We start from the raw sequence: 26,275 nt of genomic DNA on the forward strand, positions 1-26,275 counted from the left end.
GTCCAACGATCATGAATCCGAAACTCGAACGACTCCAAGCCCTCACCCGGCGCCACTTCCTCGGCCGTTCAGCCCACGGACTCGGGGCCCTGGCCCTGGGGTCGCTGCTCCGTCAACATCTCCCCGCAGCGCCAGCCGCCGGTGCCATCCCCGCCGACCTCCTGACCTCGCGGGCACCCCAGCATGCCGCCCGTGCCCGCCGGGTGATCTACCTGCACCTCACCGGCTCCCCGCCGCACCTGGACCTGTTTGACTACAAGCCGGAGCTGGTGAAGCGCGACGGACAGGATTGTCCGGACGCCTTCCTCAAGGGCCGGCGGTTCGCCTTCACCTCGGGCACACCCAAATTGCTGGGAACCCCGCGAACCTTCACACGGCACGGTCACGGGGGCGTGTGGCTTTCGGACGCCATCCCGCATCTGCACCGGGTTGCGGACGATCTGTGCGTCATCAACTCCATGAACACCGACCAGTTCAACCACGCCCCGGCGGAACTGCTCGTGTACACCGGGTCTCCGCGGCCCGGCCGCCCGTCCATTGGCGCGTGGGTGACCTACGGCCTCGGGACCGAAAACCAGAATCTTCCCGGCTTCGTGGTGCTGATCTCCAGCGGGGTCCAGCCCAACGGGGGCAGGAATTCCTTCGGCAGCGGCTTCCTGCCCTCGGTGTATCAGGGCGTGCAGTGCCGTTCGAAGGGGGAGCCCGTGCTGTTTGCTTCCGATCCCGAAGGCATGGACCGCGATCTGCGCCGGGACAGTCTCGACACCCTCCGCGATCTCAACGAGATCCAGTCACGGGAGCTGGGGCATCCGGAAACGCGCACGCGGATCGCCCAGTATGAACTGGCGTTTCGCATGCAGATGTCGGTGCCGGAGGTGATGGACATCGCCCGTGAAAGTCCGGCGACGCTTGAGGCCTACGGGGCCCGGCCCGGGGAGGCCACCTTCGCGAACAACTGTCTGCTCGCCCGACGGCTCGTCGAGCAGGGCGTCCGTTACGTCCAGCTTTTTGACTGGGGCTGGGACTTCCACGGCACAGGACCGGGGGAGGACATCCGGGATGGCCTTACCGCCAAGTGTGCCACGATGGACCGCCCGGTGGCCGCCCTGTTGACCGACCTCCGCCAGCGCGGGCTGCTCGACGAGACGCTGGTGGTGTTGGGCGGCGAGTTTGGCCGCACGCCCTTCCGTGAGGGGCGCACGGCCAAGGGCAGCATTCTTGGCCGCGACCATTACCCGGACTGCTATACCATGGTGCTGGCGGGTGGCGGCGTGCGGGGGGGGATGACGTACGGGGAATCCGACGAGCTCGGGTTCAGCGTCGCGCGTGACAAGGTCAGTGTGCATGATCTCCAGGCCACCATGCTGCACCTGCTCGGCTTCAACCACGAGCGGCTCACCTTTCGGTTCCAGGGACGCGATTACCGCCTCACCGACGTCGAGGGAGAGGTCGTGCAGGGAATCCTCTCCTGAGGTGCCGATGGTCCATTTCTCCATGGAACCCCTCGGAAAATGGCCGATGCTTTCCGGCGCGTCGCTGGTGGTTCTCGGCGCCCTCTTCTGGTGGCTGGGACCTCGGTTGGGCCATGCGATCGGCTGGCTCCCGGGAGATCTCAGCTGGCGACGGGGCAACGTGTCCATCCACGTCCCCATCGTCACCAGCCTTGTCCTCAGTGTGGTGCTCACCCTGTTGCTCCGCCTGTTCCAGCGATGAGCGACGATTCCGCACTTCGGATTCGGTGCCCCCAATGCCGCCGGCAGGGGACCTGGTTTGCGGGACGCTGGGGCCCGTTTTGCAGTGAACGGTGCCGGTTGCTGGATTTGGGCCGCTGGTTCGACGAGGAGCAACGGATCTCGCGTGAATTGAGGCCCGGAGATTTTGAGGGATTCGACGAACTGCCCCCCGGACCGGATCTGGACCGCAGGGAAGAGTAGCCCGACGGCCCGTTTCCTGACGCCCCCGCCGCAACGACCACCGGAATGGACCGCGAACCGGAAGCGGCGTCAGAATGGGCTGGCGCGATCGTCGGGAGTGCCGGGGCTCCCGGGGTCGGACAGATTCCTCGATGACGATTCCGTATTTTCATGTGGATGCGTTTGCTCGTCGGGCCTTCTCCGGTAACGCGGCGGGAGTGTGCTGGCTTGCGGAATGGCTTCCGGACGCATTGATGCAGTCCATCGCCGCCGAGAATTCACTTTCGGAGACCGCCTTCATGGTGCCCCGCGGTCCGGTGTTTGACCTGCGCTGGTTCACGCCGGCGGTCGAGGTGGATCTTTGCGGACACGCAACCCTTGCGGCGGCGCATGTGCTGTTCGAGCACCTCGGCTGGCGCGATCCGTGGGTCCGGTTTCAGACCCGGTCGGGGGTGCTGGGCGTTTCGCGGGAGAACGACCGGCTCACACTCGATTTTCCCGCGCGGCCTGCGACGCCCTGCGAGGCGCCGGAAATGCTGGTCGCAGGACTGGGAGTGCGCCCAATGGTCACCGCCAGGGCGCGCGACTATCTGGCCGTGCTCACGTCGGAGCAGGCCGTGCGCGCGCTCCGGCCGGACCTGGCGAAACTGGGGCATCTGGACTGCCTGGGGATTATCGCGACCGCACCGGGGGAGGATTGCGACTTCGTCTCAAGATTCTTCGCCCCGGGCGCCGGGATTTCCGAGGATCCCGTCACCGGCTCGGCCCACTGCACGCTGATCCCGTATTGGTCCCGGCAGTTGGGACGTCCCAAGCTCCGGGCGCTTCAGGTCTCTTCCCGGGGCGGGGAACTGTTCTGCGAGGATCGTGGAGAACGGGTCGGCATCGGCGGCCACGCGGTCACCTACGCCCACGGTCTGATTCAAGTGCCGGACCCCGGTCGCTCGGCTGCCTGAAGGGAGCGCCACGGTTCCGTCGGGACCGGAGGCGCACGCCGTCATTCCGCAAGCAGGCGCCGGGCTGCCGGGGGGAACCGGTCCATGTCCACAAGGGTCAGGAAGTCAATCGTTCCGAATTCCCGGTCAATTGCGGGTGGGCCGCAGATCTTGGATCCGAAGGAAAGATAGGCGCGGAGCAGCTTCGGAATCTTGGGCGGACTGGGCGCGACCACGTCGAGGGGGCAGCGGAAACGCTCCGTGGGGAGGGTTCGGAACCCGGGTTCCACCAGATGCTCTTGCCGCAGATTTTCGTAGGCCGCCGCGCCGACGGCCGGGTCAAGAGACGTCAGCGAACTGCAACCCACGAAGTAGCGCGTCCCGTGCCGGCGTCCGTACCGCGCAATCCCCTGCCACAGCAGTCCGAGGACCGGCAGGTTTCGATGCTCGCTGTGCACGCAGGCGCGCCCCAGTTCGACGATCCGGTCCCGATGAGGCAGGAACGGCGTGAAATCAAATTCCTGCTCCGAGTAGAATCCCAGGTTGCGCGCCGCGCTCGCCCCGCTCTGGAGCCGGTAGGTGCCGACGACTTCGCCGGTGGCCTTGTTCTCCACCAGCAGGTGGTCGCAGACGGCGTCGAAGGGATCCTCGTCCCGGAGGGTGGTGTAGGAGTGTTCGAGCCCTTCGTTCAGCTCGAGGTTGAAAACGATGAAGCGGAGCGTCTGGGCCGCGCGAATGTCTTCGGCGGACTCGGCCATGCGCATCCGGTACGGAGTCTCGGCGGCCGAGCGCGCCAGCATCCGGGAGCCCAATTCACCCCGCTCTGGGGGGAACGGCGAAGTCTCCGGAGACGGCGTCATCCTGCGCATGGATGCAGGTTGCCGGTCCGATTGGCAAGCCTGCACGTGAAATCTGGGAAACGATCCCGGGAAGGCCGGCTCACGGGCTCCCCGGGGGGATCTCCGGAGTCAGGATGCCAGGGCGCCTTCCGCCGCCCCCTCGGTGGTCGGTTTCTCCTGGGTGAACAGGAGCTTTTCCTTGTCGGCCGACACATACACCGGCTCCCCCTCGGTCAGGGTGCCCCGGAGGATCTCCTCGGCGAGCGGGTCCTCGAGATACTTCTCCACCGCGCGTCGCATCGGCCGGGCGCCATACTGCGGGTCGAAGCCCTTCTCGATCAGGAATTCGCGGGCCTTGTCGTCGAGTCGCACCGGCACGTTCCGGCGGGCGATGCGCTCGAGGATCTTCTTCACCTCGAGCTCGAGGATTTGGATCAGTTCCGGCTTGCCGAGGGTCCGGAACACGATGATGTCGTCGAGGCGGTTGAGGAACTCCGGACGGAAGAACTTCTTGGCCTCATCGAGGATCCGTCCCCGCATGACGTCGTAATCGTGGCCCTCGCTTTGCTTCACGAAGCCCATCGTCGCCGTTTTGCGGAGCACGTCGGATCCCACGTTCGAGGTGAGCAGAATGATCGTGTTCCGGAAATCCACCTGACGGCCCAGGGAGTCGGTGAGTTTGCCCTCCTCGAGGATCTGGAGGAGCATGTTCATCACGTCGGGGTGGGCCTTTTCAATTTCGTCGAAGAGCACCACGGAGTACGGCTGCCGCCGCACCTTCTCGGTCAGCTGGCCGCCCTCCTCGTAGCCGACATATCCGGGCGGCGAGCCGATGAGGCGGCTGACGCTGTACTTCTCCATGTACTCGCTCATGTCGAGCTGGATGAAGCTCTGGGCCGATCCGAACATCTGTTCAGCCAGCGTCCGGGCCAGCAGGGTCTTGCCCACACCGGTCGGCCCCAGCAGGGCGAAGCAGCCAATCGGGCGCTTGGGATCCTTGAGGTCGGCCCGGGCGCGCCGGAGGGATCGTGCCAGCGCGTTGACCGCGTCCTTCTGGCCGATGACCGCCTTTTCCAGCTCCAGTTCCACGGTGAGCAGCTTCTGGGTCTCCGACTGGCCCATGCGCTGGAGCGGGATGCCCGTCCACTTGGCGACGACCTGGAGGATGTCGTCCTCGCTGACCTTGACCCGCCGCTCCTCCTTCTGGGTCTTCCAGTCGCCGAGGATCCGGTCGAGCTGTTCCTTGGTGGCCTTTTCGCGGTCGCGGAGCTGGGCGGCGCCCTCGAAATCCTGGTCCTTGATGGCCTGTTCCTTCTGCTGCTTCAGGGCCTCGATTTCCGCCTCGATGTCCTTGACGTTGGGCGGCCGTTGCATTGCGCCGATGCGGGCCCGAGCCCCGGCCTCATCCATCACGTCAATCGCCTTGTCCGGCAGGTAGCGCGCGGTGATGTAGCGGTCGGACAACCGCACGCAGGCGGTGATGGCGTCCACAGAGAACTCCGCCTTGTGATGGTCCTCATACTTCGTCTTGAGGCCGTTGAGGATCGTGATGGCGTCGTCCACGCTGGGCGGCTCGACCTTCACGGTCTGGAAGCGCCGCTCAAGGGCGGAGTCCTTTTCAATGTACTTGCGGTACTCGTTGAGCGTCGTGGCCCCGACGATCTGGAGCTCACCGCGGCTCAGCGCGGGCTTGAAGATGTTGGAGGCATCCATCGTGCCCTCCGCCGAACCGGCGCCGACGATGGTGTGGAGCTCGTCAATGAAGAGGATGATGTTCCGGGCCTTGCGGATCTCGTCCATGACCGCCTTGATGCGTTCCTCGAACTGGCCCCGGTATTTGGTGCCGGCGACCATGAGGGCGAGGTCCAGCGTGATGACCCGGCGGTCGGCCAGCAACTCCGGCACGTTGCCGCGGGCGATCTCCTGGGCGAGCCCTTCGACGATCGCCGTCTTGCCCACCCCGGCCTCGCCAAGGAGGACCGGATTATTCTTGGTCCGGCGGCAAAGGATCTGGATCACCCGCTCGATCTCGGGCTGCCGACCGATCACCGGATCCATCTCACCTTTGCGCGCCAGTTCGGTGAGGTCGCGTCCAAAAGCCTTCAAGGCCGGCGTTTTCACCGCCTTGCGGCCCTCCTCCGACTTCCCCGCCTTGACCGGTTCCGACGGCGCCTCGCCGCCCTCGTCGCCCTCGCCGGGCTGGAAGCCGGGGTCGAGCTCCTTCAGGATTTCCTGCCGGCATGCCTCGATGTCCACGTCGAGGTTCTTCAGCACGCGCGCGGCGACGCCATCCCCTTCCCTCAGGAGGCCCAGCAAAATGTGTTCGGTGCCGACGTACGTGTGGTTGAGCGCCTTGGCTTCCTTGGCGGCGAGGGCGAGCACCTTTTTGACCCGGGGCGTGTAGGGGATGTTGCCCGAGGACTTCGTCTGTTCGCCGCTGGTGCGGACCTCCTTCTCCACCTCCTGGCGCACGTTTTCGAGGTCGAGCCCCATGCGCTGCAGCACGTTGACCGCCACACCCTGGCCCAGCTTGATCAGCCCGAGCAGCAGGTGTTCCGTGCCCACGAAATTGTGGCTGAACCTGTCGGCCTCCTTGCGGGCCAGTGCGAGCACCTGCTGGGCGCGGGGCGTGAAATTATTCAAGTTCTCATCACTCATGGCATCGAGGGGACCGGCCGCCGGATGGGCCGGCGTCCATTGTGGGGGGCAAGTTGGGGATTTGCGGGCGGAAGGTCAAAAGTTCTTCGGAATCCATCGGCAGATGCCAGGGGTCCGGCTTCACCTGGTCACTCGGGTTTGGCCCCGATCACGGGCGGCCCGGGGAGCGGCACGGACTCCATCCGCTCCCGGAGCATCGTGGCGCGGACGGTGTCGCGCTGTTCGGCGTCGAGCTTGGACGGATGAGCGGTCTGGAGATGGGCCGGCTGGCTCATCAGGAAGAGCTCGTCCACAAACGCCCGCTCGACCGCGCCGAACATGCCGAGGTCGGCGCCCAGGCGGAGCAGGCTGAGCAGATTCATGGTCTCCTTGGAGGAAATGCTGTGGGCATGCCGCAGATTGCCGTACGCGCGGCCGATGTGGTTCAACAGCACGGTGGGCTTCTTCTCGAGCTGCGCCAGGCGCGCATTGCCCTCGTGTTCGATGATCTGGAGCACCACCTTGTTGAGGCGTTCGACGATTTCGGCCTCCGATTCACCCAGCGTCTGCTGGTTGGAGACCTGGAAGATGTTGCCCAGGGCTTCGGTGCCCTCGCCGTAGAGCCCGCGGACCGCAAGGCCCAGCTTGTTGACCGCCTGGATGATCTGATTGATCTGCTCCGCAAGCACCAGGCCGGGCAGATGGAGCATCGCGCTCACCCGGATGCCTGTGCCGAGGTTGGTGGGGCAGGCGGTCAGGTAGCCGTAGGTGGGTGAGAACGCGAATTCGAGCTGTTCCTGAAGGGCGTCATCCACGGCGTCGAGCGCCACCCAGGCCTGCCGAAGCTGCAACCCGGGACGCAGCGCCTGCATGCGCATGTGATCCTCTTCATTGACCATCACCGAGAGGCTCTCCTCGCGGTTGAGCACCAGGCCGCTGCCCCCGCTCTTGAGCGCGTGTTCGCGGCTGATGATGTGTCGTTCCACCAGGAGTTGCTTGTCAGAAGCGGTCAGCTTGTCCATGCCCTCGGCAAAGGGCGCCGGGTCCATCTGGGGAAGCGCGGCCACCACGGGCATCAGCAGTTCGAGGGCCTTCATCCGCTCGGCCTTCCGGGCGTGGCCCGGGAATGGGACCTGGGTGAGATTGCGGGCGAGCCGGACCCGGGACGACAGCACGATTTTGTCGTGCGGACCCCTACGCCGGCAGGCGTCGGCTGCGGGGGTGAGGAAGTCCTGAATTTTCATGGCTGGCCGGCGGATTCGCTGGAGCGCGCCTCCTGCGCCTCCCGGTACTGCTTGATCTGGTCGCGAAGCGTCGCCGCCGACTCGAAGTCCTCGCGGCGGATCGCCGCCTGGAGGTTGGTTTCGAGGTGGGTGAGTTCGGCCTGTCGGACCGCCGCGCGCTTCAGCGAGGGAGGCACCTTGCCCCGGTGTTCGGTGCCCTTGTGCATGCCCTTGAGCAGCGCCCCAAGCCCCTCGGCGAACACCTCATAACAGTGCGCACAACCCAGCCGCCCGGTCTTTTTGAAATCAGCTTGTGCGAACCCGCAGGCGCTGCAGACCACCTCCGCGCCGGCCGCGGCAGAGGCTTCCTCCATCTTTTGGGTGGCTCCCAAGCCCAGCAAAAGGTCGGCAATCGAAAACGTCGTGGGGTCGTTGACCCCCCGCTCCTTTGCGCACGGCTCACAGAGATCCACCTTCTTCACCTCGTTCTCGACGATCTGGGTGAGATGGACGGAGGCCGGATTTTTCTTGCAGAACTGGCATTGCATACCGTTGTGCACGAACACTCCGGGCGAAGGCCGGTGAAGTCAAGGTGACCGCCCGGCGGCCGCATGCCGCGCGGCTTGAATCGGGGGCGGCGTCTGCGGGAGGCTGTGCCCGTGGACGGACGTCTGGAGGGCAGGGTCGTGGTGGTGGTGGGCGGCACCGGCGGCCTGGGCCGCTCCGCGGTCCTCGCCTGCCTTCGCGAGGGCGCCAGGGTTCTGGCCGTCGGACGCAACCCCGACCGAAGTGCGTCGCTGGCTGCATCGGGTCCGGCGGTGCGGATCCTGGTCGGTGACGCCACGGATCCCTCGGTCGCGACGGAGGCCGTGAGGCTTGCCCGGGAGTCCTGGGGCCGGCTGGATGCGCTGTACCACGTGGCCGGAGGCAGCGGGCGCCGCTACGGGGACGGCCCGCTGCATGAGATCAGCGATGGTGGCTGGGACGACACCCTGCGCCTCAACCTGACCTCGGTGTTCTACTCCAACCGGGCCGCAGTGCTGGCCTTTCGTGAGCAGGGCTCCGGAGGCAGTGTGGTCAACTGCAGTTCCGTGCTGGGATTCTCCCCGTCGCCCCGCTTCTTCGCGACCCACGCCTACGCCGCAGCCAAGGCCGCCATCATCGGGTTGACCCGTGCGGCGGCGGCACAGTATGCGGCGGAGGACATTCGCTTCAATGTGGTCGCACCCGCCCTGGTCGCGACCTTGATGTCGCAACGCGCCCAGGCCGACGAAGGCATCCTGCGCTTCATCCGTCACAAGCAACCCCTCGACGGCGGTCGCATCGGAGAGGCATCCGACCTGGACGGCGCGGTGATCTGGCTGCTTTCGGATGAGAGCCGGTTTGTCACCGGACAGGTCCTTGCGGTGGATGGCGGCTGGGGTGTTTCCGACGGCAGCGGCATGGATGCTGCCGCGCCAAATCCTTCGTTGGTAGGACCGGATTAAACCCGGCCGCGAACCTCCTCCGATGACTCCCGCGTACCTCCTCGGGCTCGATCTGGGTGGCACCAGTGTGAAGGCCGTCGCGGTGACCCCGGCCGGGCAGACGCTGGATCAGTGGCAGGAGACCTTCGATCTGGCGTCGCCGATGGCCTTCGCGACCGCCGTTCGCACGGCACAAGCGCGCGCGACGGGCACGCTGGGATCTGCTGCAGCGGTCGGGGTGTCCGCCCCCGGGATTGCCGCCACGAACCGCCGGTGCATCGCGGTGATGCCCGGGCGTTTTGATGGCTTGGAAGGGTTGGTGTGGGGGGAGTATCTTGGGCGGTCTGACGCGGTTCCCGTGGTGAACGATGCCCAGGCTGCCCTGCTGGGCGAGGTCTGGTGCGGCGCGGCGCGCGGTGCCCGCGATGTCGTGCTGATCACCCTGGGGACCGGAGTGGGCGGCGCGGCTTTGGTGGACGGACGGATCCTGAGGGGCCATTCCGGCAAGGCGGGACACCTCGGGCACATGTCGCTTGACCCCGACGGCTCGCCCGATATCTGCGGCACCCCGGGCAGTCTCGAAGACGCCATCGGCAACCACAATATCGCGAAGCGTTCCGGCGGCCGCTTTGGAACCACGCATGAACTCGTGCGGGCGGTTCAGGCCGGGGATCCGCTTGCCATTGAGGTCTGGGACCGATCCGTCCGGGCTCTGGCGGCTGCGGTGGTGTCCATCGGCAATGTGCTGGATCCCGAGGTGGTCCTCATCGGAGGCGGCGTGGCGCGCAGCCGGCATCACCTCATGGAACCGCTGGCAGCATGGCTTCGGGAGTGGGAGTGGCGTCCGGGGGGACGCGGGATGCGCCTGGCGGTGGCCACTCTGGGCGAGTGGGCGGGCGCTTATGGGGCCGCCTGGGCGGCGGGCCCGGGTTCCGAGCGTGCCTGAAGCCGTAGTCGCACCCCCTCCTGCACCCGGTGCAGGCTGGCACCGATCCCGGCGCCGAACCCGATTCCGTACAGGGCGCCCCATGCCAGTTTCCCGGCAGTCCCTCCCAGGGAATCGTACGCGGCGCTTCCGGTGAAATAGCCAACGGTGTTGCCGATAAAGAGGTGGAGGGCGACGTCCGGCCACGCCCGTGCCGTCCCGAATGTCCGACAAAGCACCAGCGCGAACGCCGCAGTTCCTCCCACGGCGCCGGCCACTTCTCCGGTCCGGTTGCGCAGCGCAAACCAACCGGCCATCCACACCGCCGCATAGGCGGAAAAGGCGATCGCAAACGCCGCCAGGAACCGCATCCGGTTGCCGTGGCCCACCACGAGTCCGGACAGCCCGGCGCCGGACAGCAGGATGAAGGCGGCTGCCCAAACCAGATAGGCCCCGGCCTCACCGCCCATCCGGTACAGTGCCGGCCCGGCGACCGCCCAACTCCCAAACACCAAAAGGCTCGCGACACCGAATCCCAAGGCGCCAAGCAGTGTGGACCTGGCGGCCGACGCCTGTGTTGCGTTGACCGTTGCCCCGGCGCTGCGCGCCACCACCGCATCCGGCTCGAGCCCGAGGAATCTCATGGCTCCGGAGTCAAAGCGACCAGCCTGACCGATAATGATGGTAGATGTACTGTTCAGCGGCGGGCACGCCCCGGGCTCGCATGCTGGCGGCATCCCACTGGATGCGGCGTCCGGTGCGGAACGCGACATTGCCAAGGGATCCAATTTCCGTCAGGAGCGCCCCGTACGTCAGCGGAGAACCGGTGGTCCCCACCCCCTTGCAGGCCTCGATCCACTCTTCGTGGTGGCCGATGGAATCGGGAATGGTTTGCGGCGGTGCTGGAAAGTCCTTGAAGCGGTCCTCCGGCAGCAGGATCCGCCGCCCGTAATCCGCGAGGAGCATGCCGTCGCGTCCCACGAAGAGCGTCCCGCCGCCCCACGCGGTCAGGTCGGGCGTGCCCGGGACCTGCGGTCGGGCCGCGCCGCTGTACCAATGCATCACAACGGGCGGTTGCTTGCCGCGTGCGGCAAACTCGTAGCGCACCCGGAGCATCGGTGGCGCGCAGTGCGCATCCGGAGGCGGCCCCGACGCCTCAACCACCAGCGGCAGCCCGAGGTCGAGCGCCCAAACGCTCAAATCCATGTGATGGCAGCAAAAGTCGGTCAGCGTGCCACCCCCCCAGTGCCACCAGCGGCGCCAGTTGAAGGGGACCCATTCCGGGCTGTACGGCACCCAGGTGACCGGTCCGACCCAGAGGTCGTAGTCCAGCCCGGCCGGCACCGGTTCCGGGGGAGGCCAGGGCTTGGTCTCCCAAACGGTACCGGCCCAGTGATGCACTTCATGCACCGGGCCAATGGCGCCGGACCGGATCAGTTCGACGACGCGCCGATAGTTCCCGCTCGAGTGGATCTGGTTGCCCGTCTGGGTGACGAGACCCGTCCGCCGAACTTTGGCCGCCAGCGTCCGGAGCTCCGAAATGGTGTGGGTCACCGGCTTCTCGAGGTAGAGCGGACGCCCGCTGTCGAGTGTGGCCATTGCGATCACCGCGTGCGTGTGGTCCGGCGTGCTCACGACCACGGCGTCCACATCGGCCTGCTCCAGCAGGCGGCGCCAATCGGCATGTCTCCGGGCCTGCGGAAACTTGGCGCCTGCCGCGGCGAGGCTGGCTTCGCTCACGTCCGCGAGGGCGACAATGTTCTGGCCCGACACGCCCGCCAGGTTCTCACCACCCCGGCCCGCCACTCCAATGACGCCCACATTCAGCTTCTCGTTCGGCGAAACCCGGCGGCGCGCGGCGCGGGAATCGGATGCACAGCCTCCGAGCAACGCGAAACCGGATCCTGCGGCGGCCTGCTGGAGGAACTGACGGCGGGAGGAGGTGCGCACGCCCGAGTCTGGCCGCGCCGGAAGGTTTGCTGCAAGAGCGCGGGATGGGCCCCGGACGCCGAACCGGGGCCCATCGCTTGCCGGCCCGCCTCCTGGAACCGCAGATGGCGTGGGTGCCGCTCCTCCGGGGCCGGCTGAACGAGGACACCGCCGACCCGAAATCGGCAACCCCTGGGGCCACAACCCGCGGACCCGCCGCGGACCGAAGGCTTGCACACGGAATCAATCCGGGTAAATCCGCAGGTCATGCAGTCCCATGAGCTGTTGCGCGAGGTGTTGAAAAGCACCAGCGCCAAGCAAGTCGCCCACGATCTGGGGATCTCGCTCTCCCTGGTGTACAAGTGGACCGAACGTCCGGAATCCGAGGCGTCCGGTGCGGGGAATCCCATCGAGCGGGTGGATCAGCTCATGCAGTCGTCGCGCGACCCACGGATCATCCACTGGCTCTGCCAGCGTTTTGGGGGGTTCTTCATCAAGAATCCCAAGGCGCAACGATCGCATCCCGACTTTCTCGTCCCGGCCACCAACGAGATTGTGCAGGAGTTTGCCGATCTCCTGGCGGTCATTGCCGCCGCGGCGGGTGACAACCGCGTGGATGCCTCCGAGGCCCTCAAGATCCGGGGGCGATGGGAGGAGCTGAAGTCCGTCACCGAAACGTTTGTGGCCTGCTGTGAGCATGGGAATTTTTCCGGACTCAAGGAACCGGGCGCCGGCGCCGCGGGGTCGAAGTCGGAATCCCGCTGATCTCCCCGACGGACCCGATGCCTGCGCCCTTCTGCCGTTGCGTTGAGGTCGTGGACTCGCACACCTGCGGGGAACCCACCCGGGTGATCCTTACCGGGGGGCCCGACCTGGGGGGAGGCACCCTGGAGGCCCGGCGGGAGGTGTTTCGCACCCGCCATGACCAGTTCCGAAATGCGGTGATCGGGGAGCCGCGGGGTTCGGACGTCCTGGTTGGCGCCCTGTTGGTGCCACCGTCAGACGCGTCCTGCATCGCGGGGGTCGTGTTCTTCAACAATGTCGGTGTGCTTGGAATGTGCGGCCACGGTTTGATCGGGCTGGTCGCCACGCTCCGGCACCTCGGCCGGCTGCCCCCGGGACTTCATCGCTTCGAGACCGCCGTCGGGACGGTCACGGCCACCGGACACGACGACGGCTCCGTATCCATCAGCAGTGTTCCCTCGCAGCGCAAGGCCCGCGCTGTCGCCGTGAGCGTGCCGGGCATCGGGACCGTGACCGGTGACGTGGCCTGGGGCGGCAACTGGTTCTTCCTGGTCCACGAACCGGTGGAACCCCTCGAGCGGGGCAACGTCGCGGCGCTCACCGATCGCGCCCGGCGCATCCGGCACGCCGTGAATGCGGAAGGGTTTCCCGAGGTGGACCATGTTGAGCTGTTCGGCGCCCCGCGGACCCCCGGGGGGTGCTCCAGGAATTTTGTGTTGTGTCCGGGCGGCGCCTACGACCGATCACCATGCGGCACCGGCACCAGCGCCAAGATGGCCTGTCTGGCGGCGGAGGGCCGGCTTGCCGAGGGCGATGTGTGGGTCCAGGAGGGGATCCTGGGCACCACGTTCACTGGACGCTTCGAATGGCTTGACCGCGGGGCGGGCCTCATCCGGCCCACGCTCACCGGCAGCGCACACGTCACCGCCGAAGCCACCCTCCTGCTCCACGAGTCCGATCCCTTTTGCTGGGGCATTCCCTGAGGCACATGGCGCCCATCGGTTGATGCCGTTCACGAGCAGCAACCGCTCCACCTCGTCTTCAACGCTGAACGCCACGTTGATGGCGCCACCATGCACGAATTCTTGCAGGGCCGGCGGTCCCAATTGCGCCCGGACTTCACGCGCCCCAGCGTGATGTTTGTCGTCGGCGATCAGCAATGCGATGCCAACCATCCCAAATCCGAACTCGGTGTGCAGGAATCGGGGTCCATCCCGCGCACCGAAGAACCCGGTGCGACGGGACATCCATCCGCTGGGCGGATCAGCCAGATCCGGCGTTCGGGCCACCGGCGAAGCCCGAAGCCGGTGGCCCAGGACGGTGGTGTCCCAGCCCCCGGCCGGAAGCCGCGGCCGGCCGGCCTCAGACCGGCGGCAGTCCGCCATTGTTCGGGTGCGACCCCATTGCCTCCTCCTCTGGCGATATCGGCGTACCCATCTCTCTCGTTCCACAGCACTCCTCCGCCCCCGCCCAGTCGTTGCTCCTGCTCTGCGTACAAGGCACAGGAATGGCGCGGCGCCGCTCAGCTCGGAAGCCGCTTTGGCGCTGTGCGGAGGGAAGCGGGGCCGGAGGCAGGCGATGGAGAGGCGGGAGATCTCAAGGACCGTCTGCCGCCTCGTCTGAGGAGCTGCGGCCCCCGGCCGAATGACGCAGGTATCGCAAATCATCCAAGTCCTTCGCGCGCGCGGTTGCAGCCTTGTTCTTGAGAAGGAGTCCGAGGCCGAGAAAGAAGACCGGCACAGGCTTCGCTCCGGGTTCGACCGCCATCTCCGCGCTCACCCGCTCGCCCCATGCCTCATGAAATCCGACGCCGTCAATGGAACCGAGGAGATCAATCCGGTTGGGGGGGCGGCCGAATTGGACCGCGATCGCATTGTCGAGCAGTTCGTCGGGAGCGTTGATTCCCGGAATGTCACCGTCCCAAAACTCGGTGAGGGCGGCGTAGAGCGCCTTCACGTTGGGCTCGGAGCGGTCGTAAAGGAAGTCCACGTCGCCAGTGTAACGCGCATACCCATGGAAGATGACGGCTTCGCCGCCCACGATAACGTACCGGACTTCGTGACGGTGAAGCAGGGCGATGAACAACCGGGTGTCCGCCGAAAAGTGGTCCGGGTCTATTTTCTGCGGTGGCATGCTCGCACGTCCGGTTTGGAAGGGCCATGGACCCTCGCCTTGAGTTCACGGGCGGCGCGTTGGCGCTCCTGGGATGAGAGTGCCACGTGCTGGCGGATATCCCATGCGTCCGCAGCAGCAAATCCCCGGGCTTTGTTCACGATCCGTTCCACGCCACAAGGCTAGCAAGTCGCTGCATGCCAACCATCCAAAAAGCAAAAACGGCCGTCCCGAAGCTCGACAAAGCCGACCGGTTTGGGCGAAGGGACTGTGGGTGGACTCCACTGAACTCAGCGAAGCGGGTCGTTCGGGAGCGGCGGGAAGCTCTGCCGGCGGCTGCCGCATCCACTGTCGGGGCTTTCGGAGAGCTCAATCCCGGCGTGCGGGCCATCGGCGAAACCCGATGCCGGCGGGCCCGGACGGCGGCGGCATCCCAGACGCCGGCCGGAAGCTGCGGTCGGCCGGCCGGCCGCGGACCGGCGTCAGTCTGCCAGTGATTGCTTCAGGGCCCGCAGGTCCGTCGGGAAGGACGACGTGGGCGTTGTCATCGCCGCTCAGGCTGCCCGACCCTGCGGGACCCCGTTCCGCACGTTTGCCGAAAGGACACGAAACAATGCTCTCGTCAGGTGCCGCGGGCCGGCACAAGAGACCACCCGGCGGCCACAACAGCCCGCGGCGCCATGGCCATGAGCCAACTGGGCCAGTCTGGCGTAAAGATATCAAAAGTTTAGGTGCGACCCCATGGGTTCCGGCAGGAAACGGTCCTGTCCTGTCGGAACCCACCTTCGTTAGAATTCGGCCCATGATCCGCCGCTCCGGTGCCTCCGCCTGGTTCGCCTCCCGCGTCCTCAACCTGCTGGCCCGCTGGCTCCTGATTCCCGTGGCGGTTGGCGCAGCGACGGCGGCGGAGATGGAACTGACGCTCCAGACCCGGGACCCCGAAACCGGGGAACTCCGGCACACCCCCGAGCGGGTGGATCCACGACGCGTGGGAATCATCGCGGTGGATGTCTGGAATTTTCACTGGTGCAAGACCGCCACCATGCGTGTGGACGCCTTCGTCCCGCGGATGAACCGGGCTCTGGATGCCGCGCGCGATCTCGGAATGACCGTGATGCTCTGTCCGAGCGACGTGGTGGACAACTATGCAGGCTTTCCCCAGCGCGAGGCCGTTCTGGCTCTGCCGCTGGTGGAGGTGCCGGTCGTCCAGGAGGTCACCTGTCCACCCGTGCCGGATGCCGGGGGCTGCGCCTGCGACCGCGAACGCTGCGGCGGCAACTATGGCTGGGACGCCATGCACCCCGACCTCCGCGTGGGAGACGACGATTGGATGCCGGACACCCAGGCCGAGGTCTTCGCCATCTGCCGGATGCGGGGCCTGACGCATTTGATCTATGTCGGGTTCCACACGCAGGTCTGCCTCCTCGGAAAGCCGATGGGGTTGCGGGCGATGAAGTCCGCCGGACTGCAGTGCGTCCTGGCCCGCGACATGACGGATGCGCACCCGGGTTACGATCCTGCCCGTGGGTTCACACCCGACCTGAACACCGACCAGGTCGTGCAGCACTTCGAGCGGCACCTGGCGCCGACGATCAGCCTCCAGGACGAACTGGTGCGGCTGGGACGGTGGGACGGCGGGTGGGTCGTGGACCCGGTGCGCATCGCGCCATGGGGCACCCGGATGCGGCCACATGTTTTCGAACATCCCGTGACTGTCACGCTGACTGCGCCGCTGCAGCCGGACCCGGTGATTCGCTACACCCTGGATGGCACGTCTCCGGGCCCGACGTCCCCCGTTTACCAGGGGCCATTCACCCTGACCCGCACCACTCGGATTCGAGCGACCGCGTTTCAAGGACATCGCGCCGCTGGTCTGGAGTCGGAGGCCTTTTTCGCCAGGCTGGGACCGTTACCGCCCCTGCCGGATGTCCACCTGGCGGACCTCGAACCGGTCCGCAGTACCGGATTTGGCCACACGTACGGTGGCGAGGTTCGTTACTCCGGCACCACCCGGCCGCCGCAGAAGGACCGGTCCAACGTGGGGCAGGAGCTCAGGATCAATCGCCAGGTTTACGATCGCGGCTTGGGTGTCCACGCTCCATGTGCCCTGACCTACGCGGTCCGGCCGGAGTACCGCCGGTTCGTCGCGCTCGCCGGTGTGGATGAGTACCTGATCGGTTTGGGGAATGGCTCAAACCTCGCCCGTTTTCCCAGCGTGGTCTTCAAAGTGTTCCTCGATGGGCGCGAAGTGGCCGCAAGCCCCGTGATGCGCATCCAGTCCCCGGCGTGGCGCTTTGACGTCGCGATTCCGGAGGGCACGCAAACCCTTCGCCTCGTGGCCACGGATGCCGGCGATGGCAACCGCGAGGATTTTGCCGACTGGGTTCACGCCGGCTTCGTGGGGTCACCGGGTCCGCGATGAACGCCGGCAACCCTTCGTCCCGTTGCGGCACTCCGGGCGTGGACCACTCTGCGGACGTCTGGAGCCGGCGGCGGTTTCTGGTGATGGGTCCCGTCATCGCTGCGGGCGCCGGGCTGTCGGCATGCCGTGTTCCCGAGCTGCAACGCGCCTCCGCGAAGCCTCCCGGGCGCCTGATGTTCACCTCGCGGGGTCGCACCGTCGTAATTCAGGCTGACGGCACCGGGGAGCGTGTCCTCAGTTTCCAGGCACCTGACCAGGTCACCTGGCAACCGGGGCCGTTCCTGTCGGATGGCCGGCGTCTCCTGGTGTTGAGCATGGAGGCCCGGCGCGACGGTCCGGGCCGGCCGTTTTCCGAGTACTACCACCAGACTCCGACGCACATCTGGCTGTACGATCCGGACCGGGAGACGCTGATGGAGATCGTCACGATGGACCGGCTGGCCGTGTTTTACACCCCGGCCCTGCTGCTCTCCGACCAGCGCCTGCTGGTGCAGGTGGTCCAGGATGCAGGCGGGCAGATCCTCAGCATGAACCTGGACGGCAGCGACGCCCGGGAGTTTACGCGGCTGGGCGAAGGGCTGCCGTACGGCTTGAGCCTGAGTCCGGATGGACGGCGCGTGGCGTATCACCTTGCCAGTCCGACCGGCTACCAGATCTGGACGAGCAACACGGCGGGTTCCGACCGCACGCTGGTGGCGGCGCATCCGGATCATTTGTACTTCGGCCCGGCGTGGTCGCCGAACGGGGAATGGCTGGCGTTTTCCGACTGCCACTTCCGGGGCGATCCGGGACATGACTGGTGCGATGTGGTCCTCGCGCGCCCGGACGGCGCGGAACAGCGCGTCCTGACCCCGGGTCAGGCGATGTGGTTTGCAGCCACCTACGGGAATCCGCAGGAACGTGGGGGTGGATCGAATCTTGTGGGCTGGACCCGGGACGGGCAGATCCTCTTTCCGCGAAGGCTTCCCGGCTCGCGTGTCGCCTGGGAGTACCAGGCCGGGCGTCCCGACACCGATCATTTCAACCGCGACTACAAGCCGGAACTCGCCTGCGGTGGCGTCGAGATTTGCCGGTTGGATCCAACCAACGGTCGCGGGACCCGGTTGACGCAGGGCGGGTCCCTGGCTTGGGACTTTCGCGCGGTGGAATCGCCCGACGGGAGCATGATTGCCTTCTGTCGTGCCGGCACGGGCGGCCTTCCGGCCCTCTGGGTGATGGACTCCAACGGTGGGAACGAGCGTCTGTTGACTCGCGGCCTTGAGGGCGGGGGGGCCGAGCATCCCCGTTGGATGCCGGAGCCATCGTGAAGCTGCCGATTCCCCCGGAAGGGCGCTCAGCGGTCGCTGCAGCGGGAACGATCCGGCGGTGCGTCAGCCCTGCCGCGGAATACGGTGGTGGACTTCCCAACAGGAATGGTCACCGGCCCGGATACCGGTGGGCCGCGCGACTGGAGGCCAACATTTCCGTGCTGAATCCTGGAACCGCCGGCGCCTGGTAGCGACCGCCCTGGATCCGGCAGGGATCCACGAAGTGCTCGTGCAGGTGATCCACGTATTCGCACAGGCGGCCGTCCCAAGAGGCGCCCACGGCGACGTAGTCCGCCATGGCGAGGTGTTGCACGAATTCGCACAGGCCGACCCCACCAGCGTGCGGGCAAACTGGAACTCCAAAATGAGCCGCCAGCAGGAGGATCGCCAGGTTTTCATTCACGCCCCCGACGCGGCAGGCATCCAACTGGCAGTACCGGATGGCCCGCGACTGCATCAGCTGCTTGAACAACACCCGGTTCATCCCGTGTTCGCCGGTGGCCACCCCGATGCCGAGCGGTTCGAGGGCCCGGGCAATGGCGGCATGGCCAAGGACGTCGTCGGGGGAGGTGGGTTCTTCGATCCACAGCGGACGAAACGGCGCGAGCTCACGCATCCAGGCGATGGCCTGCGGGACCTCCCAAACCTGGTTCGCATCCACCATCAACTGCCGCTCCCATCCGATTTCCTCGCGGATGATGGTCAACCGACGCCGGTCGTCCTCCAGATCCCGGCCCACCTTCACCTTCAAGTGATTCCAGCCATCGGCGATGGCCTCCCGGCAGAGCCGGCGGATCTTGTCATCGGGATATCCAAGCCATCCGGCGCTGGTGGTGTATGCCGGGTGCCCCTCGGCAATGAGCCGGGCGACGCGGTCCGCCTTGCCGGGCGCCGCCCGGGCGAGCAGGTCCACGGCGGCTTCCGGGGTCAGGACGTCGGTGAGATAACGGAAGTCCACACACCGGACGAACGCTTCCGGGGTGAGATCCGCCAGCAACCGCCACAGGGGCTTGGCGGCCGACTTTGCCCACAGGTCCCAGAGCGCATTCACGACCGCGGCCAGCCCCAGGTGGATCGCGCCCTTGTCGGGGCCGATCCATCGGAGCTGCGAGTCGCCGTTCAGGTGCCGCCAAAAACTCCCGGGGTTCTCAATGAACTCGTCGAGCGTCCGCCCCACCACCAGGGGTTCATGGGCACGAATCGCCGCGCACACGATCTCGTTGCCCCGGCCGATGGTAAACGCGGATCCGTGGCCTTCGAGCGGCCCGTCGGTGTGCAGGACCACGTAGGCCGACGAGTAGTCCGGATCCGGGTTCATGGCATCCGAACCATCCCGCTCCCGCGAAGTGGGGAAGCGGATGTCCTCGATGGTCAACCCGGTGATGCGAAGCGGCACCCCCGGATCGTGGGATCAACCGGGTCCGCAGTTCCAGCCTTCCCCGGAGATTCCGGAGGCTGGGGGGTCGTGCGAAACGCCTTGCCCGGGCGGAATCCCGGGTCTCGAAGCCGGACTCAGGAGCATCCCAGGCTCTCGCCGCAGTTCAGGCACTTGAAGCAGGCGCCATTGCGGACGGCGATGTGGCCGCAGACCGGACAGGAAGGAGCATCGCCCTGATTCTGGAACGTGCTGGTCATGGTGCGGGCGGTGAGTAATGGCGACACCGGTCGGACCGTCCCGGGGAGCACCGGGGTGACCGGAGTGACTGGAGCGGGAGTTGGAGCGGCTTTGAGCAGGATTTCGGTGCCGTTGTCATCGGCAATCGGCAGCTCAGGCACCGGCCGGTTCACTTTTTTTTTAAGCTCCTCAATCAGGTCCGGCATGGGGAGCTCGGCCTGCGCCGCCGCGGCCGGGGAGGTCGCCTCACGATATCCCGGGATGAACTGACACCCCATCCAGCGGAAAACGTAGTCAATGATGGAGGAGGCGTTCCGGATGTCGGGATTGACCGTAAACCCGCTGGGTTCGAACCGCTGGTGTGCAAACTTCTTCACCAGGGACTCCAGGGGCACCCCGTACTGCAGGGCCATGGACGTCAGCGCGCCGATGGTGTCCATGAGGCCGCCAATGGTGCTGCCCTCCTTGGCCATGGTGACGAACAGTTCACCCGGCTGACGGTCGTCAAAGAGCCCGACGGTGAGGTAGCCCTCGTGGCCCGCGATGGAGAACTTGTGGTTCACGGCCATCCGGGTGTCGGGCAGGCGGCGGCGCGCGGGCTGGACGGCCTGCTGGTTCAACCGGGAGAGCTCGGCCTCAAGCTCGGCCACGCGGGACTCCACCGGCTGCGTCGTCACACCCGCCGTTGTCGCCACCGCGGACTTGTCCCCGCCCTCGCTGGTCTTCTTCGTGTTCAGCGGCTGGCTGCGCTTGGAGCCGTCGCGATAGATGGCCACGCACTTGAGGCCCAGCTTCCAGGCATCCACATAGGCATTGCGGATGTCCGCAACGGTCGCGTCGGCCGGCATGTTGACCGTCTTCGAGATCGCGCCCGAGATGAACGGCTGCGCCGCGGCCATCATGCTGAGGTGCGCGCGGTAATGGATGCTGCGGTGTCCCTTGTGGGGCTTGAAGGCGCAGTCAAAGATGGTGAGATGCTCCGGCTTGAGGCCGCTGGCGATCACGGCACCGTCGTCCCCGACGACATCCTCGATGGTGTCATGGCTGGCGATGTGCTGCTCGATCGCCGCGATCGCGGACTCCGTGTATCCGAGCCGGCGCAGGGCCTCGGGCACGGTGCGGTTGACGATCTTCAGCATGCCGCCACCTGCCAGCAGCTTGTACTTCACCAGGGCGATGTCGGGCTCCACTCCGGTGGTGTCGCAATCCATGAGGAACGCGATCGTGCCCGTCGGCGCCAGCACCGTGACCTGGGCGTTGCGATACCCGTGCGCGCGGCCCTTCGCGAGGGCGGTATCCCATACCCGCCGTGCCTCGTCCTTGAGGAACGCGAAATCGCGGCTGGGCTGGATCTCTTCCACGGCGTCGCGGTGCTGCCGGATGACCCCGAGGGTGCTGGCCACGTTGTCGGGCTGGACGGGACGGCTCACGCCGGAGCACCGGGAGTCGCGATAGCCTGCAAACGGCCCGAGGATCCTGGCGATCTCGGCACTCTGCTCGTAGGCGTGCCCGGTCATGATCGCCGTGATCGCCCCGGCGAGGGCCCGGCCCTCATCGGAGTCGTAGGCGAGGCCGTAGCTCATGCACAGGGAACCGAGATTGGCGTAGCCCAGGCCGAGGGTGCGGAAGATGTGGGAGTTTTCGGCAATCTGGCGGGTCGGGTAGCTGGCGTTGTCCACCAGGATCTCTTGGGCGGTGATGAAGATCCGGACCGCGGCCTTGAACCGCTCGACATCAAAGGTGCCGTCCGCCGCCTTGAACTTCATGAGGTTCAGCGAGGCGAGGTTGCAGGCGGTGTTGTTGAGGAACACGTACTCGGAGCACGGATTGGTGGAGTGGATCGGCTCCGTGCCCTTGCAGGTGTGCCACTTCTGGATGGCGCCGTCGTACTGGAGCCCGGGGTCGCCGCAGACCCAGGTGCCCTCGGCCACGAGGTCCAGAAGTTGGCTGGCATCCTTCTTTTCCAGCGGCTCGCCGGTGGTGGTCGAGCGGGTCCACCATTCGCGGCCGTCGAGGGCCGCCTGCATGAACTCGTCGGAGACCCGGACCGAGAGGTTCTCGTTCTGGTACATCACCGAGCCATAGGCCTCGCCGTTGAAGGAGCCGTCGTACCCCTGCTCGATGAGCGCCCACGCCTTCTTCTCCTCCCGGGCCTTGGCGGTGATGAACTCCTCCACGTCGCCATGGAGGTCGCGGATCGTGTTCATCTTGGCGGCCCGCCGGGTCTTGCCCCCGGATTTCACGACATTGGCCACCTGGTCGTAGACCTTGAGGAAGCTCATGGGACCGCTCGGACGCCCGCCGCCGCTGAGCTTTTCCTTGCTGGAGCGGATGGGCGTGAGGTCGGTGCCGGTGCCGGATCCGTACTTGAACAGCATGGCCTCGGAATAGGCGAGCTCCATGATGCTCTCCATGTTGTCCTGGACGGACTGGATGAAGCAGGCGCTCCCCTGAGGGTACTCATACTGGGTGTCGGCCCGCCGGGCCTCGCGGGCCCTGGGATCCCAGTACCAGTTGCCGCGATCGCTGTGCTTGCCGACGCCGTACTGATGGTACAGCCCGACGTTGAACCACACCGGCGAATTGAAGGCGCCATGCTGGTTCAGGCAGAGCCAGGTGAGTTCGTCGTAAAAGACCTCGCCGTCGGCCTTGGAGAAATAGCCCCCCTGGATCCCCCAGTCGGCGATCGTGCGGGTGACCCGGTGGATGAGTTGGCGGACGGACTGTTCGCGTTCGGATTTGGCGGGGTCGCCGTAAAAGTATTTCGAGCAGACCACCTTGGTCGCGAGCAGTGACCAGGATTTTGGCACCTCGACACCCTCCTGCTTGAACACCGCCTTGCCCGAATCATCGGTGATCTCGGCTGTCCGGCGCTCCCACTCGACCTGGTCAAACGGATTCACCTTGGAGTCACTGAAGACCCGGGTGAGTTTCAACCGCGCTGCGGACCGCGTCGCGGCCCGGCGGGGCGGAGTCAGTGGAGGGGTTCCGCGACGGGCACGCTTCATGGGAGCAGGCGACACGACGGCATCTTGGGCGTCAATCATGGCAGGGTCGGAGTTTTGGGTGGTCGGCGTTCGATTCAGCACGTCCGGGAGGCGGCGGACCTTCTGGTGGTCGTGCCGCACCCCGACGGGCCGGAATTCTCTAAAAACTGGGCAAAAAACGGAGGACCGACAAGGCGATCACCACCCAATCTGTTGTGGGTGGCGAGCGAGACTGACCCCACAGATTGCGGTTGCAAGGCGATTCTTACGGATTTTCAAGCTCGAAAGGCAACCCCTTGGAAATTGAGGAGTTCCAGCGGATGGATGGACGATCATGAGTTCGGCACTGTGGAGGTTTTGTGGGGCGGGCCGAGGCAAAGTTGTCACCGGTTGTTCACATCCCGTCGGGCCCCATGGACCAGGGAATTTTCGGCCAACGGGTCAACAAAAAAGCCGGGGAGGGCCCCGGCGGATCAAGCGAACCGTTTTTGGTGCGATGGCACCGGTCAGTCCGGACGCTCAGACTCCTCGATCAGCTCCTTGACGAGGTACATGTACACGCCCCAGAGGACGCAGCAGAACAGGAAGATGAGGATTGCGGTCAGCATGGTGTCAGCCTACGGAATTGCTGCGCGGGTCGTCAAACCCGTTGGGGACGCCGTGGGATCCTTCCGGGCCGGTCAGGCGAGGTAGGGGATGGTCAGGGGGCCTTGGGGCAGCACGGCGACCCGGCTGTCGGGGCCGCGGCGGTCGAGTTCGTGGCGCACTGTGGCTCCGATGTCCGGACACGGTTCAAGATGGGCTGCCCGCAGGATGTCGTCGGGAATTCGTGAGTGGACCTGCACTCGGGCGCGCCGCTGGATGAGCGCCTGGATCTGGGCCTGCCATTGCTCGGGTCGGACGAACCCGGGAGTCGCCAGCAGGGTCAGGATCTCTTCGGGCGAGCGCGCTTCGCGGAGGAAGCGGTCGAGCGGGCTTTTCGCCGGAACGCCTTCGCGGCATTCGGCGGCCAGCACGATGGTACCCCCTTCGGCGACGATCCGGGCCGCGGCGCTCATGCCCTTCACCCCCTGGTAAAGATTCATGTCGAGCGGGTAGCCGGAATTGGTGGTGACCACGACGTCGAAGGGTTCCTTGACCTTTTGCATCGCGGAGGCGCGGACGAACTCCCGGCCCGCCCGGTGCGCCTCGATCAGGTCCCCGGCAAACACACCGGTGATCGCCCGTTGTTCGTTCAGGGTGACATTGAGCAGGAAGCTGGGTCCCGCCCTCAGGGCGATGTCGCGCAGTTCCTCCCACAGCGGGTTGCCCTCGCAGACGCCGAAGGTGGCCCGCGGGTCGCCGATGTGATGCGCCCCGTGGTTGCTCATCACGGTCTCGACGTGCGCGACCCCGGGCATCAGCCCTTTCGGCCCGCCGCTGAAGCCGGCAAAGAAATGCGGTTCAATGAAGCCCGTGACGATGCGCAGGTCCGCCGAGACCGCCTCGCGGTTCAACCAGGCGGGCGTTCCGGTTCGGGTCCTGCCCAATTCCACGCAGGCGGCGTGGTTCTCAGGCTCATGGTTGATCACGCGGTAGCCGTCCACCACAGCCGGGGTGAGCATACGTTCCAGCTCCTCGCGGGTGTTTGGCCGGTGCGTCCCCAACTGGTTCAGCAGGGTGATCTGTTCCCGCTGCACCCCCGCAGCCTCGAGGCTGGCGAGCAGCCACGGAATCAACCGGTCATTGGGGGTGGCCCGGGTAATGTCTGTGAACAGGATGCAGATCCGGGCCCCGGGATGCAGCCACTCGCGCAGCGCCGGCGCTCCGATTGGGCGCTCCAGGGCCTCGCGGACGGCGGCGCGTTCATCGGGCAGGCCCGCGCGAAAGGAGGGCTCGATGACCGTGGTCCGGTCCTCGGGGAACTCAACCGTCAGGTGGCCCTGACCGTAGGCGAGCGGGATGTTCATGGGAGGGGACCGGGCTGCCGGCCGTCCGGTGGGCGCAGGCCGGTCAGCGGCCAGCGGTCAGCGGGACCACGCCCGATAGCCTTGGGTGAGTGTCCGGACCCGCAGCAGGTACATGTCGGCGGTGATGTACAGGGTGCCCCCGTCGTCGCCCCAGGCGCAGTTTCCGGTGGCCTCACCGGTCTGCAGGGTGCCGAGATGCCTGCCCTCCGGACTGAGAATCAACACGCCCCCCGGTCCGGTGGCCCACAGATTGCCGCGGACGTCCACCTTGAGCCCGTCCGGCAGACCCTTGCCCCCTGCCGCGGCAAGCGGGGCCGTGTCGAAGAACACGCGCCCGTTGGTGACGGTGCCGTCGTTCTGCACCTCATACGCCATGACCACCGGTCGGGCGGGATCCGAAACATTGACGTAGAGCGTCTTCTCGTCCGGCGAGAGGGCGATGCCATTGGGAAAGGTCAGGTCCCGGGTGATCAGCACGATTTCACCCGAGGGACGGCGCAGATACACACCATTGAACGCCAGCTCCTTCAGCGGACTGGCGTTCAAGCCCTCAAGCCCGTAGGGCGGATCCGTGAAATACAGGGCTCCGGAACGATTGAACACGAGGTCGTTCGGCGAGTTGAACCGGCGGGGGCCGAACCGGTCTGCCAGCGGTTCGAACGTGCCAATGACCCCCTCCTTCTTCACCAGGGTGGCCACCTGACGGTCACCGTGCTGGCACAGGACGAGACGCCCCTTGTGATCGGTCGCGAGCCCGTTGGATCCCTGTTCCCGGAACCGGATCAGACTGCCGGTGTAGCCGCTCGGCTCGAGGTACACGCTCAATCCGTCGCGCTCGGACCACCGGTAGACCCGGTTCTCCGGGACGTCGGAGAAGACGACCGCCTTTTCGTTGCGCAACCAGACGGGGCCTTCGGACCAGTTGAAGCCGTCGGCGAGCCGTTCCATGTGCGCCCCGGGGGCCAGCAATGCGTCGAGGGCGGGGTCCAGCCGCTCGATCGCACCGTGTGCAGGGTAGACGATCGGTGCCGGCTTCGACGCCTTGCCTTTGCCGGGATCAGCGGGGGCCTCCGTGGCCTCTGATGCCGCGTCGAGGTGCGGGACGAGAGCGGCGGCGATCACGAGCAGCAACAGAGCCTTGGGAGTGCTGGAGCGTTTCATGGAACTTTGGAGACCGTACCCGGGGCGCTTCCCGGGGGTCAACGATCGGCATGCCGGGATCGGGCCTGGGCGTGAGAGGGCCGGTCGCCGGGGTCCATCAGCTCGCTTGAG

The 26,275-nt window shown here is 66.4% G+C and carries 21 protein-coding genes; 10 read left to right on the plus strand and 11 right to left on the minus strand.

Annotated elements, in window-relative coordinates; genetic code table 11:
* Positions 1 to 11: 11 nt before the first annotated feature.
* From KF791_01425 to KF791_01440, 4 genes are all read left to right on the plus strand, one after another.
* Positions 12 to 1,472, plus strand: a complete 1,461-nt coding sequence (locus KF791_01425; protein MBX3731234.1) for a DUF1501 domain-containing protein — start codon at positions 12 to 14, stop codon at positions 1,470 to 1,472.
* Positions 1,473 to 1,479: 7 nt separating this feature from the next.
* The gene (locus KF791_01430; GenBank protein ID MBX3731235.1) at positions 1,480 to 1,713 is read left to right on the plus strand and encodes a DUF2905 domain-containing protein; all 234 of its coding nucleotides are present in this window, start codon (positions 1,480 to 1,482) and stop codon (positions 1,711 to 1,713) included.
* Complete coding sequence (gene yacG, locus KF791_01435) at positions 1,710 to 1,934, plus strand: DNA gyrase inhibitor YacG (GenBank protein MBX3731236.1); 225 nt, start codon at positions 1,710 to 1,712, stop codon at positions 1,932 to 1,934. The genes KF791_01430 and yacG overlap by 4 nt, the downstream gene beginning before the upstream one ends.
* A 131-nt stretch (positions 1,935 to 2,065) precedes the next feature.
* Complete coding sequence (locus KF791_01440; protein MBX3731237.1) at positions 2,066 to 2,869, plus strand: PhzF family phenazine biosynthesis protein; 804 nt, start codon at positions 2,066 to 2,068, stop codon at positions 2,867 to 2,869.
* A 41-nt stretch (positions 2,870 to 2,910) separates the two neighbouring features.
* Here KF791_01440 and KF791_01445 read toward each other — a convergent pair whose 3' ends face one another.
* The 4 genes from KF791_01445 to KF791_01460 form a co-directional block, all read right to left on the minus strand.
* A complete protein-coding gene (locus tag KF791_01445; GenBank protein MBX3731238.1) occupies positions 2,911 to 3,606 on the minus strand; it encodes a GNAT family N-acetyltransferase in 696 nt (231 codons plus the stop codon).
* A 210-nt stretch (positions 3,607 to 3,816) separates the two neighbouring features.
* Positions 3,817 to 6,345, minus strand: a complete 2,529-nt coding sequence (locus KF791_01450) for an ATP-dependent Clp protease ATP-binding subunit (GenBank protein ID MBX3731239.1) — start codon at positions 6,343 to 6,345, stop codon at positions 3,817 to 3,819.
* 128 nt (positions 6,346 to 6,473) lie between these two features.
* A complete protein-coding gene (locus tag KF791_01455; protein MBX3731240.1) occupies positions 6,474 to 7,568 on the minus strand; it encodes a protein arginine kinase in 1,095 nt (364 codons plus the stop codon).
* Positions 7,565 to 8,095, minus strand: a complete 531-nt coding sequence (locus KF791_01460) for a UvrB/UvrC motif-containing protein (protein ID MBX3731241.1) — start codon at positions 8,093 to 8,095, stop codon at positions 7,565 to 7,567. The genes KF791_01455 and KF791_01460 overlap by 4 nt, the downstream gene beginning before the upstream one ends.
* A 63-nt stretch (positions 8,096 to 8,158) precedes the next feature.
* Here KF791_01460 and KF791_01465 point away from each other — a divergent pair, with 63 nt between their 5' ends.
* Both KF791_01465 and KF791_01470 read left to right on the plus strand, forming a co-directional pair.
* Positions 8,159 to 9,034, plus strand: a complete 876-nt coding sequence (locus KF791_01465; protein MBX3731242.1) for an SDR family oxidoreductase — start codon at positions 8,159 to 8,161, stop codon at positions 9,032 to 9,034.
* 22 nt (positions 9,035 to 9,056) lie between these two features.
* On the plus strand, positions 9,057 to 9,959 hold the full coding sequence (locus tag KF791_01470) for an ROK family protein (protein MBX3731243.1): 903 nt from the start codon (positions 9,057 to 9,059) through the stop codon (positions 9,957 to 9,959).
* Here KF791_01470 and KF791_01475 read toward each other — a convergent pair.
* Together KF791_01475 and KF791_01480 are read right to left on the minus strand one after the other, a co-directional pair.
* Positions 9,914 to 10,582, minus strand: coding sequence for a hypothetical protein (locus tag KF791_01475; protein MBX3731244.1), 669 nt, complete (start codon positions 10,580 to 10,582; stop codon positions 9,914 to 9,916). The genes KF791_01470 and KF791_01475 overlap by 46 nt on opposite strands.
* A gap of 10 nt (positions 10,583 to 10,592) precedes the next feature.
* Positions 10,593 to 11,888 carry a Gfo/Idh/MocA family oxidoreductase gene (locus KF791_01480; protein MBX3731245.1) on the minus strand — a complete coding sequence of 432 codons (1,296 nt, stop codon included), beginning with the start codon at positions 11,886 to 11,888 and terminating at the stop codon, positions 10,593 to 10,595.
* A gap of 246 nt (positions 11,889 to 12,134) precedes the next feature.
* On the opposite strand from KF791_01480, the gene KF791_01485 reads away from it, so the two are divergent.
* Positions 12,135 to 12,632, plus strand: coding sequence for a hypothetical protein (locus tag KF791_01485; protein ID MBX3731246.1), 498 nt, complete (start codon positions 12,135 to 12,137; stop codon positions 12,630 to 12,632).
* Positions 12,633 to 12,649: 17 nt separating this feature from the next.
* On the plus strand, positions 12,650 to 13,594 hold the full coding sequence (locus tag KF791_01490; protein ID MBX3731247.1) for a proline racemase family protein: 945 nt from the start codon (positions 12,650 to 12,652) through the stop codon (positions 13,592 to 13,594).
* Positions 13,595 to 14,207: 613 nt separating this feature from the next.
* Here KF791_01490 and KF791_01495 read toward each other — a convergent pair.
* Entirely contained in the window at positions 14,208 to 14,729 is a 522-nt protein-coding gene (locus tag KF791_01495; protein ID MBX3731248.1) for a hypothetical protein, read from the minus strand.
* Between the two features lie 796 nt (positions 14,730 to 15,525).
* On the opposite strand from KF791_01495, the gene KF791_01500 reads away from it, so the two are divergent.
* The gene (locus KF791_01500) at positions 15,526 to 17,145 is read left to right on the plus strand and encodes an NPCBM/NEW2 domain-containing protein (protein MBX3731249.1); all 1,620 of its coding nucleotides are present in this window, start codon (positions 15,526 to 15,528) and stop codon (positions 17,143 to 17,145) included.
* Positions 17,146 to 17,228: 83 nt separating this feature from the next.
* Positions 17,229 to 18,452 carry a PD40 domain-containing protein gene (locus KF791_01505; protein MBX3731250.1) on the plus strand — a complete coding sequence of 408 codons (1,224 nt, stop codon included), beginning with the start codon at positions 17,229 to 17,231 and terminating at the stop codon, positions 18,450 to 18,452.
* Between the two features lie 109 nt (positions 18,453 to 18,561).
* Here KF791_01505 and KF791_01510 read toward each other — a convergent pair whose 3' ends face one another.
* The 4 genes from KF791_01510 to KF791_01525 form a co-directional block, all read right to left on the minus strand.
* On the minus strand, positions 18,562 to 19,770 hold the full coding sequence (locus KF791_01510; GenBank protein MBX3731251.1) for a fuconate dehydratase: 1,209 nt from the start codon (positions 19,768 to 19,770) through the stop codon (positions 18,562 to 18,564).
* 194 nt (positions 19,771 to 19,964) lie between these two features.
* Complete coding sequence (locus tag KF791_01515; protein MBX3731252.1) at positions 19,965 to 23,114, minus strand: vitamin B12-dependent ribonucleotide reductase; 3,150 nt, start codon at positions 23,112 to 23,114, stop codon at positions 19,965 to 19,967.
* 620 nt (positions 23,115 to 23,734) lie between these two features.
* Positions 23,735 to 25,003 carry a nickel-dependent lactate racemase gene (gene larA / locus KF791_01520; protein ID MBX3731253.1) on the minus strand — a complete coding sequence of 423 codons (1,269 nt, stop codon included), beginning with the start codon at positions 25,001 to 25,003 and terminating at the stop codon, positions 23,735 to 23,737.
* A 57-nt stretch (positions 25,004 to 25,060) separates the two neighbouring features.
* Positions 25,061 to 26,164 (minus strand): SMP-30/gluconolactonase/LRE family protein, encoded by a 1,104-nt coding sequence (locus KF791_01525; protein MBX3731254.1) that lies wholly within the window; start codon positions 26,162 to 26,164, stop codon positions 25,061 to 25,063.
* Positions 26,165 to 26,275: the final 111 nt, after the last annotated feature.

It is taken from the genome of Verrucomicrobiia bacterium, assembly GCA_019634635.1.
In the GTDB taxonomy this organism is placed as follows: domain Bacteria; phylum Verrucomicrobiota; class Verrucomicrobiia; order Limisphaerales; family UBA9464; genus UBA9464.

What these genes read in the sequence shown, in the direction of transcription:
- KF791_01425 (MBX3731234.1), top strand. Translation starts at nt 12, where the DNA reads ATGAATCCGAAACTCGAACGACTCCAAGCCCTCACCCGGCGCCACTTC.
- KF791_01430 (MBX3731235.1), top strand. Translation starts at nt 1,480, where the DNA reads ATGGTCCATTTCTCCATGGAACCCCTCGGAAAATGGCCGATGCTTTCC.
- yacG (MBX3731236.1), top strand. Translation starts at nt 1,710, where the DNA reads ATGAGCGACGATTCCGCACTTCGGATTCGGTGCCCCCAATGCCGCCGG.
- KF791_01440 (MBX3731237.1), top strand. Translation starts at nt 2,066, where the DNA reads ATGACGATTCCGTATTTTCATGTGGATGCGTTTGCTCGTCGGGCCTTC.
- KF791_01445 (MBX3731238.1), bottom strand. Translation starts at nt 3,606, where the DNA reads ATGGCCGAGTCCGCCGAAGACATTCGCGCGGCCCAGACGCTCCGCTTC.
- KF791_01450 (MBX3731239.1), bottom strand. Translation starts at nt 6,345, where the DNA reads ATGAGTGATGAGAACTTGAATAATTTCACGCCCCGCGCCCAGCAGGTG.
- KF791_01455 (MBX3731240.1), bottom strand. Translation starts at nt 7,568, where the DNA reads ATGAAAATTCAGGACTTCCTCACCCCCGCAGCCGACGCCTGCCGGCGT.
- KF791_01460 (MBX3731241.1), bottom strand. Translation starts at nt 8,095, where the DNA reads ATGCAATGCCAGTTCTGCAAGAAAAATCCGGCCTCCGTCCATCTCACC.
- KF791_01465 (MBX3731242.1), top strand. Translation starts at nt 8,159, where the DNA reads ATGCCGCGCGGCTTGAATCGGGGGCGGCGTCTGCGGGAGGCTGTGCCC.
- KF791_01470 (MBX3731243.1), top strand. Translation starts at nt 9,057, where the DNA reads ATGACTCCCGCGTACCTCCTCGGGCTCGATCTGGGTGGCACCAGTGTG.
- KF791_01475 (MBX3731244.1), bottom strand. Translation starts at nt 10,582, where the DNA reads ATGAGATTCCTCGGGCTCGAGCCGGATGCGGTGGTGGCGCGCAGCGCC.
- KF791_01485 (MBX3731246.1), top strand. Translation starts at nt 12,135, where the DNA reads ATGCAGTCCCATGAGCTGTTGCGCGAGGTGTTGAAAAGCACCAGCGCC.
- KF791_01490 (MBX3731247.1), top strand. Translation starts at nt 12,650, where the DNA reads ATGCCTGCGCCCTTCTGCCGTTGCGTTGAGGTCGTGGACTCGCACACC.
- KF791_01500 (MBX3731249.1), top strand. Translation starts at nt 15,526, where the DNA reads ATGATCCGCCGCTCCGGTGCCTCCGCCTGGTTCGCCTCCCGCGTCCTC.
- KF791_01505 (MBX3731250.1), top strand. Translation starts at nt 17,229, where the DNA reads ATGGGTCCCGTCATCGCTGCGGGCGCCGGGCTGTCGGCATGCCGTGTT.
- KF791_01510 (MBX3731251.1), bottom strand. Translation starts at nt 19,770, where the DNA reads ATGAACCCGGATCCGGACTACTCGTCGGCCTACGTGGTCCTGCACACC.
- KF791_01515 (MBX3731252.1), bottom strand. Translation starts at nt 23,114, where the DNA reads ATGATTGACGCCCAAGATGCCGTCGTGTCGCCTGCTCCCATGAAGCGT.
- larA (MBX3731253.1), bottom strand. Translation starts at nt 25,003, where the DNA reads ATGAACATCCCGCTCGCCTACGGTCAGGGCCACCTGACGGTTGAGTTC.
- KF791_01525 (MBX3731254.1), bottom strand. Translation starts at nt 26,164, where the DNA reads ATGAAACGCTCCAGCACTCCCAAGGCTCTGTTGCTGCTCGTGATCGCC.